This is a genomic window from Psychrobacillus sp. (assembly GCF_056205495.1).
On the sequence record NZ_JBAEAP010000469.1, the window covers coordinates 1 to 7,962 of the forward strand.

Consider the following 7,962-nt stretch of genomic DNA (forward strand, 5'->3'; position numbering starts at 1 on the left):
CAGTTTTTTCAGCCCGTTCTAACCAATTTCCTATTTTCATCATATGGTAAGCTATACCGCGAGACATGTTTGACTCAATAATTCCTTGAATAGTGAAAGAAGCCTTTTTGATCTGGCTTAGAAATAACCTCATGTTCTGAAGAGAATAAGGAATATTTTGAGCATCTTTTGTATATAAAAAGACATCATTCCACACTTCAAACAGTTCATTAGGTATGTGATCACGACAAACCCTTGCATTCTCTCTAGCAATTCGTACGCAATTGAAAACCGAATTTGGATTTTCGTGACTTAATGCCAAGTAATATATTAGGTCTTCCTCTTTGCTATTCTTTTTATTTTCCAATGCCTCTAATTCATCTAGAGTAGAACACGCTTCATATAATAGCTTCCACTGTGTCTCTTTAAATGATTCATCACTAGAGGTTTCAACCATTTGAGTTAAATGAACATCTAAAATTCTAGCGTTTTGTTCGGCTCGCTCAAAATTTCGAGACATCCAGTATAAAGAATCTGCTACACGACTTAACATGAACTAAAACCCCCTGATTTCATGACCCATGTATCTTTACCGCCACCACCTTGTGAGGAATTTACTACTAGCGAGCCTTTCTTTAATGCTACACGTGAAAGACCTCCTGGAAATACATGTGTATCCTCTCCTCTAATGACAAACACCCGTAAATCTACATGACATGGATAAAACGCTTCTCCTTGATACGCAGGTGCTCTTGACAGATGAATAGTCGGCTGCGCAATATACTGCTCCGGTGTCTTTAAAATCTTTTCCCTAAATCTCTCTATCTCTTTTTTAGTAGCATGTGGGCCTATTAACATATCATAGCCACCTGAGGCACCAACATTTTTTACGACCAGTTCTGATAAATGCTGCAGCACCCATTCCCTCTGTTCTAAATCATCCAGACGATAGGTTTTCACATTATCAATAATTGGCTCTTCCTCTAAATAATATCTAATCATATCAGGAACATAGGCATACACTGCTTTATCATCAGCAACACCATTCCCTATACCATTTAATATTGCCACATTGCCTAATTTATATGCATCTATTAAACCAGGAACTCCAAGAGTAGAATCCTCACGAAACTCTAAAGGATCCAAAAAGTCATCATCAATTCTACGATAAATAATATCTACTTTTTCAAGTCCACGGATTGTTTTCATATATACAATGTTATCAACTACTGTTAGGTCACGGCCTTCGACCAACCGTAACCGCATTTGTTGAGCTAAAAATACATGATCGTAATACGCCGAGTTATATATTCCTGGAGTAAGCAGTACTGCCTTAGGATTGGTTACTCCTTCCGGGGCATGTTCCACAATTGCTTCATAAATATAGGTTATTTGCTGTTCCAAAGCATGAATGGAGTGGTTAGCAAAAAATTCGGGATAGACCTGACGCATAACATACCTATTTTGGAATACATAAGAAAGACCAGATGGGTTTCTTAAATTATCCTCAAGCACCAAATACTTACCCGTTTCATCACGAATTAAATCTATTCCTGCTAAAAATATGTTGTTATTTAACGGGATTTTAATATTTTTAATTTGCTTGTGATAATAATATTTATTATTTTCTACTAAATCTCTAGGAATAATGCCATCTTTTATAATTTTTTGCTGATGGTAAATATCCTGTAAAAAGCAGTTCAATGCCTCTGTACGCTGGATCATTCCCTTTCTAATCGTTTCCCAGTCTTCCGGAGGAATTATAATTGGAATGAAATCAAAAGGCATAGTACGCTCTGCTCCCATATTATTGTTATACACTGTGAACGTTATGCCTTGTCTTAAAAATGAAAGTTGGGCTGTTTCATGTTTTTCTTTTAATTCTTCTGAAGAAAAACGGTGAAGAATATTATAGAAGTTTTGATAGTGCAACTTGGGCTCACCGCACGCTTTTAACATCTCGTCAAAAAAAGGTTTAACTTCATAGGTTTTAAACATTTTCCAACTCTCGCTCTCTATATAGTTAATTTATGTAAATGGTGTACTCTATTTATCACACCCTTCATCATTCTATTACCCATATATAGTCATTAATAGACATTTCTAAAAAAAATTATTTAGCTTCGCGCTACATACCAAGTCATATTAAACAGAGGCGGGGGACAAACCTTTCTTCAAATTAAGATCTAATTGTTTTCCGCCACGGCGGGCGCTTTCAGCTCGCACTGTTTCAGGAGCGCCGCCTCCTTTAAAAAAGTAAAGACGTGAAATCAATTGCTGATTTCACGTCTTTAAGTTTATTGACTAGTTATGTCCCAGTCTCTTTAAAATTATTATTTAGTTGTTGGCTTTACCTGATTTTCTTCCTCTAGCTTTTGTAGAGCTGCTGGGCTAACATCTACTCGTTTCAAGAAGAAGGCTAAGACTAACGCGATTATGTTCATAACCAAAGCAACTAGGAAGGAGTATTGAATCCCTGCTAATAAAGCTTGTTGACCTAGTAACCCCATTGTTTGCTCTGTCAGTGTAGTAGGGTCAACGTTTGCCATTAGGCTTTCCCCTTCTTTTGTTGTCACATAGTTCATAATAGAAACTAGCACTGCCGTACCAATGGAACCAGCAACCTGCTGAGCGGTGTTGTTAACTGCTGTACCATGCGGGTTTAAACGTGTCGGTAACTGATTTAAACCATTTGTCATGATTGGCATCATAACCATTGACATCCCAAGCATGCGTGTAGTGTAAATCGAAATGATATATAAATACGATGAATCAATTTGTAATGTAGATAACTCATACGTTGATATTGCTGTAATAACCAATCCTAATATCGCTAAAAGGCGAGGGCCAAACCTGTCAAACAGCTTCCCTGTTATTGGAGACATAATCCCCATAATAATTGCTCCAGGTAGCATCATTAAACCAGAATCTAAAGGTGAAATACCGCGTACATTTTGAACGTACGCTGGAGTTAAAATCATCCCAGAGAACATAGCCACTGAGTTTACAATCGCAATAATAGACGCTAACGCGAACATTGGATATTTATAAACACGTAAATCTAATAATGGTTCATCAAGCTTCAACTGGCGAACTACGAATATTACTAACGCAACAAATCCAACTATCAATGTAGTTAATACAATTGGATCATCCCAACCAGCGGAGCTTGCTGTGCTGACACCGTATAAAAGACCACCAAAACCAAATGTAGAAAGTATTACTGATGCGAAGTCAATGGTTGCTGACTTGTCGGTAGCCATCACATTTCCTAGCTTCCAAACGGCTAGTAATAAGCTGATAACTGCTAACGGTAAAATCATGATAAAGAGAATACGCCAATCGTAGTACTCCACGATGAATCCTGATAATGTAGGTCCGATTGCTGGAGCTGTAATCATAACTAAACCAAAGATCCCCATTGCTGCTCCCCGTTTTTCTCGTGGAAATGCAACTAGCATTACATTCATTAATAAAGGCCCCATTACAGAGGAACCAGCAGCTTGAACCATACGGCCTGTTAATAGCATGCCAAAATTTGGAGCAAATGCTGCCATAGCTGTACCTAGCGTGAAAATAGCCATGGAAGTGATAAACAACGTTCTATTTGAAAATCTTCTTATTAAAAAGGCCGATGCAGGTATCAATACTCCACTCACTAGCATATAGCCTGTTGCCAACCATTGAACGGTAGAATAATCGACATCTAAATCCACCATAATTGAAGGCAATGCTACATTTAAAAGGGAGTTATTTAAAAACGATACAAATGCTCCGACAAATAAAACAGCGAGCATTAAGTAAGTAGATTTTTTATTTTCAATGGTACTCATCTTTCGTCTTCCCCTATTCTATTTTTCTATATTTATTTCATTACTCGAATTATATTAAACCATTAGTTCATTTTTTTCAATATATTTATACACCTAGTTTAAATATAGTTGAACTTTGTGTTCACAATATATATACTAAAGCCATCAGATTACTATCGGAGGATTTATGAATAAACGTAAAAGACATGTTGCAGATGTAGCCTTAAAGCTATTTGTAGAAAAAGGAATCCAGCAAACCTCTATCCAGGACATCATTGATAGAGCAGCCATTTCAAAAGGAACCTTTTATAATTATTTTAGTTCAAAAAATGATTGTATAGCAGAGATATTGGAAGGATTAAGATATGATGCAAGTCAGCTTCGTATGCAAATCCAAGTTGGGAAAAACGAAAAGGACCAACAGATTTTGGCACAACAAATATATAGCATTATTCAGTTAAATGAAGAACGAAGCCTATATGCGCTCTTTGATGCAATCCTTAGCTCCAATGAAATAGATCTAAAAAAACTTGTGATGCAGCATCGTATATTCGAGCTAGAGTGGTTAGCAATTCGGTTTAAATCTGTATTTGGAGAGGAAGTTTCTGAAAATGCCTTTGAAAGTGCTATATTATTTCACGGTATGCTCCAGCACTTACTATTTACAAAGCGTGTAACAAATGCAACGTTTTCACTTCACCGAATTGTAGCAGTCCTGCTCCAATATATCGGTCTTATCATTCCCTATATGCTTCAACATAATACTTCTTTAATTGACCCTTCTTCAGTCCATTTAATGAGGATGAATATTGATCGAAAGCCAGTGGAGTTAAGCGAGCTCATGAAAATGGCAAAGAACATTAAAGAGGAAGAGAATTTTACGATGGAGCAAGAGGATCTCTATGAGGCAATCATCTTTGAGCTCAACAAGGAACGTGTTCGCAAAAGCGTGCTTCAGCCCTTGCTCAATCCTTTCTTAGCAACCTTTGATGACACTTCTAGTAAAGGTCAGGTACAAACCTTCATCAATGCCATTTGGTTTTATTTAAAACTGAAGTAATATAAAAAACTCACCAATCTAAAATTGGTGAGTTTTCCTAATTGAACGACTATTACTAGTAGACATATACGAATCAGTTTAGCATCATCCACTTGACATTTAAGCTACTAACAACAGCTTAGTAGCCGAATCTATTATCTCTTCCCTTTTTTGACATCTCATGTCCCAAACGAATTGTAGCAACAGCCATCTCTGCATAGGTCACTTGCTTGGAAGGATTAAACTGGTTTTTCTCTGCCTTTAACAATCCTAAAGAGTCGGCCAACACAACATAACCAGTATATTCAGCTTTGATCTTCTTACTATCGACGAAATCATTTTTAAATATCTTCGTTTGTTTAGCCGCTTCCTCCAAGCCTAGTGCACGAATGTACCATACAGATAGCTCCTCTTTAGTAATTGGACTATCTGCATCAAAAGTTGGTTTGTCCGCAGCTATAACACCAAGCTCTACTGCTCTTTCAATTGCTTGATAGGAAGTATGCTTAGGATTTATATTTGTAAAGGTTTGCTTCACATTCTCTTCGTCACCCATAGGATAGCCGTGATAAATATAGGTTAAAGAATTCATCATTATTTTAATAGCTTCACCTTTAGACACTGCGATATCTGCATTAAAAGCCTTAGCGTCTTTTACCGTTAACACTTTCGATTGAATTAAGTAATTTAACTCCGCTGCTGCAGTTGGATGGGAAACTTCTGGTAGCACCTCTCTGTTGTATTGGTTAAACCATTTACCCGTGTTTGCCTCTAACACCTGATATTCTTTTTCATTAAACAATGGGGAGGATATTAAATAATAGTGATTATTTTCTTGCTTCAAATATTCCTTCAAGTAGCTTGTCTTTATCGTAATGGCCTTTTTAAATGTCTCTGTTGCTTCTTTCTCAGAAATAATTTTTTCTTTTGATGGCCACTCATCAATTTGAAGTCTGTCAATATTAATGCTATTTAAAGAACCGTTTTTATGAATATTTACGCTAATTTGGTCTCCTAATACAGTTACTCCATCAACAATCCGTGGGAATGAGAAGTAATAACCACTCATCGGGTCGGAATAGGTGGTCTCAGCAGGAAGTGCATATTCATGAAGATACGTAGGCAAATACTCCTTTGCATACTCCACTGCCTTCGCTAATGCATCCTCATAAGATAGGGTCTTCTGATTTATATTCTCATCTAACATTTCCTTAATTTCTTGCTGCATATTATGAAAACGAACTAGCTCACCTGTTTTCTTATCGAATTCTATATTAGATCCAGAACCGGAACCATTAGGATAATGATACATATAGTTAACACTGATTACATCTTGTCCGTTATAATTTTTCATCTCATCTACAGATTGAATCGTTAATTTGATTTTATTGGAATCGACCTTCAGTAAACCCTCTGCTATTTTCTTAGCCTCTTCTTTTGTAATGCCATTGTGTTTAGCAGGTAATGCCTTTTCTACAATCATTTCATTTCCTTTATGAGCAGGATACTCTTTAAAAAACTCATAGGTATTAAACCATTCTCCAGTAATAGCATTTACATTTAGTATTTCAGGCTTATAAACCAGCTTCACCTCAAGCTTATTACTTTCAGTTGGATAAGTGACCTGATATTGTAGCTTAGCAGTTAAGTTATGCTTTATCTGATTTAAAATCACTTCAGCATCTTTCACCTTTTTAACATCATCGAACGTAGGAGACTTGCTTGGAATAGAACGATTAAACCCTACTATCTCTCCACTGCCAAGAATCGTCACATTTACGTGCTGATCTCCAATAGTAACCCCATCCTGCATTCGGTTAAAAGTAAAGGTATAACGAATGGGTTGGGTTAATGTTTGTGAACTATAATAAAAGTCTTCAATTCCTTCATCTAACTGGTAGTTTCCATCCTTCATATACTTTTTCATAAAGTCATGAGCAAGTTGTTTAGCTTCCTCTTTAGATACCTTCCCTGGAAATAGCGAATCTGCAGTTGCAACTGGGTCATATTGAAAAGAATCTATCTCATAATTATCCCCATAAAAACCTATGCTCCCCGAGATATCCTTCCCTTTTTCTTGCTTATAAAAAGACATACTATGCCTAATCGCCTTTTCATTTGGATGATTAAAGGAATGCAAGTAGAATTCGCTAGGCTTGATTGAGTCGAAAACCCCCGGAAAGCTAGCCTTAAACTTTTTAAGCAATTCCTCTTTAGACACCAAAACATCTGTAGCAGCAACCTGAGCCACTACATTATAAGGCTGTGTCCCTGTAGTATTTGATGCATTTGCAGTAGTCGCTAACATTCCCAGCGATAATGCTGACGCCGTTAAAATAATCCCTATCTTCTTCACAAAAAGCCCCCCTTTAAGGTAATAACTATATTATAAAGTAAAATTTGGAAACTAGTAACTCCTATTTTCATAATATTTTAACTATTTTTTTAACTATTGTATATAAGTTTGAATTTATACCCACAAAAAAAAACGCAACTATGTTGAGTAGCGGTTAAACTTATTTCATATATTTATTCACTAACTCATAGCTCCTTTCTTTAGTGAGATAGCTAGAGCACTTGAAATACAGGAATGGCTCAAGGTGAATTTAACAATTGTTTACGTAACCCTTTTTTCATGTACAAGTGAAATTATTTGAATAGTGAACTATGTATTAAAAGTTTCATTTGTTTTTTGGTGAAAAAGTACTCACCATCCACTCATAAAATTTTTCCTTTTCCTCGAATTGTGGATAATGAGCTGATTTATCAAAGGTAATAAATTCTTTCTGATTCGCATCCAAATTATCAAAGTATTCTTTGGCTGTATTATAAGTAGTATGATAATCATACTTTCCCATTACAAAAAATACTGGTAATTCAAGTGTTGTAACTATATCAGGTAAAGGTTTCTTTAATAAATCAGGTAACAACATTTTCTGAGAGTAGGAAATCCCATAGTTATAGCGAATCACGTCTAATAGATTATATTCACTACTAAGTAAATTATTTAAACTATTACCATCTGGACTTTCTATAAGTCTTGCAGTCCCACCATATTTCATCACATAATTTCTTGGAGTAACCGTGTCACCCTTACTAATATCTTCTTCTAACCCCTGTAAATAGATAACA

At 36.0% G+C, this 7,962-nt stretch carries 5 protein-coding genes and 1 pseudogene; 1 reads left to right on the top strand and 5 read right to left on the bottom strand.

Going from position 1 to position 7,962, the window contains the following annotated elements:
• From AC06OU_RS13555 to AC06OU_RS13565, 3 genes are all read right to left on the bottom strand, one after another.
• On the bottom strand, positions 1-532 hold a 532-nt coding region (locus AC06OU_RS13555), incomplete at its 3' end, for an alpha-E domain-containing protein (RefSeq protein ID WP_475856447.1).
• The gene (locus AC06OU_RS13560) at positions 526-1,977 is read right to left on the bottom strand and encodes a circularly permuted type 2 ATP-grasp protein (RefSeq protein WP_475856448.1); all 1,452 of its coding nucleotides are present in this window, start codon (positions 1,975-1,977) and stop codon (positions 526-528) included. The genes AC06OU_RS13555 and AC06OU_RS13560, both read right to left, overlap by 7 nt.
• A gap of 335 nt (positions 1,978-2,312) precedes the next feature.
• A complete protein-coding gene (locus AC06OU_RS13565) occupies positions 2,313-3,812 on the bottom strand; it encodes a DHA2 family efflux MFS transporter permease subunit (RefSeq protein ID WP_475856449.1) in 1,500 nt (499 codons plus the stop codon).
• 166 nt (positions 3,813-3,978) lie between these two features.
• Between AC06OU_RS13565 and AC06OU_RS13570 the strand changes: the two genes are divergently transcribed.
• Positions 3,979-4,851 (top strand): TetR/AcrR family transcriptional regulator, encoded by an 873-nt coding sequence (locus AC06OU_RS13570; protein WP_475856451.1) that lies wholly within the window; start codon positions 3,979-3,981, stop codon positions 4,849-4,851.
• Between the two features lie 118 nt (positions 4,852-4,969).
• On the opposite strand, the gene AC06OU_RS13575 is transcribed toward AC06OU_RS13570, so the two are convergent.
• Positions 4,970-7,186 carry a YcdB/YcdC domain-containing protein gene (locus AC06OU_RS13575; protein WP_475856452.1) on the bottom strand — a complete coding sequence of 739 codons (2,217 nt, stop codon included), beginning with the start codon at positions 7,184-7,186 and terminating at the stop codon, positions 4,970-4,972.
• Between the two features lie 325 nt (positions 7,187-7,511).
• Positions 7,512-7,962, bottom strand: a pseudogene (locus AC06OU_RS13580) (alpha/beta hydrolase); the annotation flags it as partial.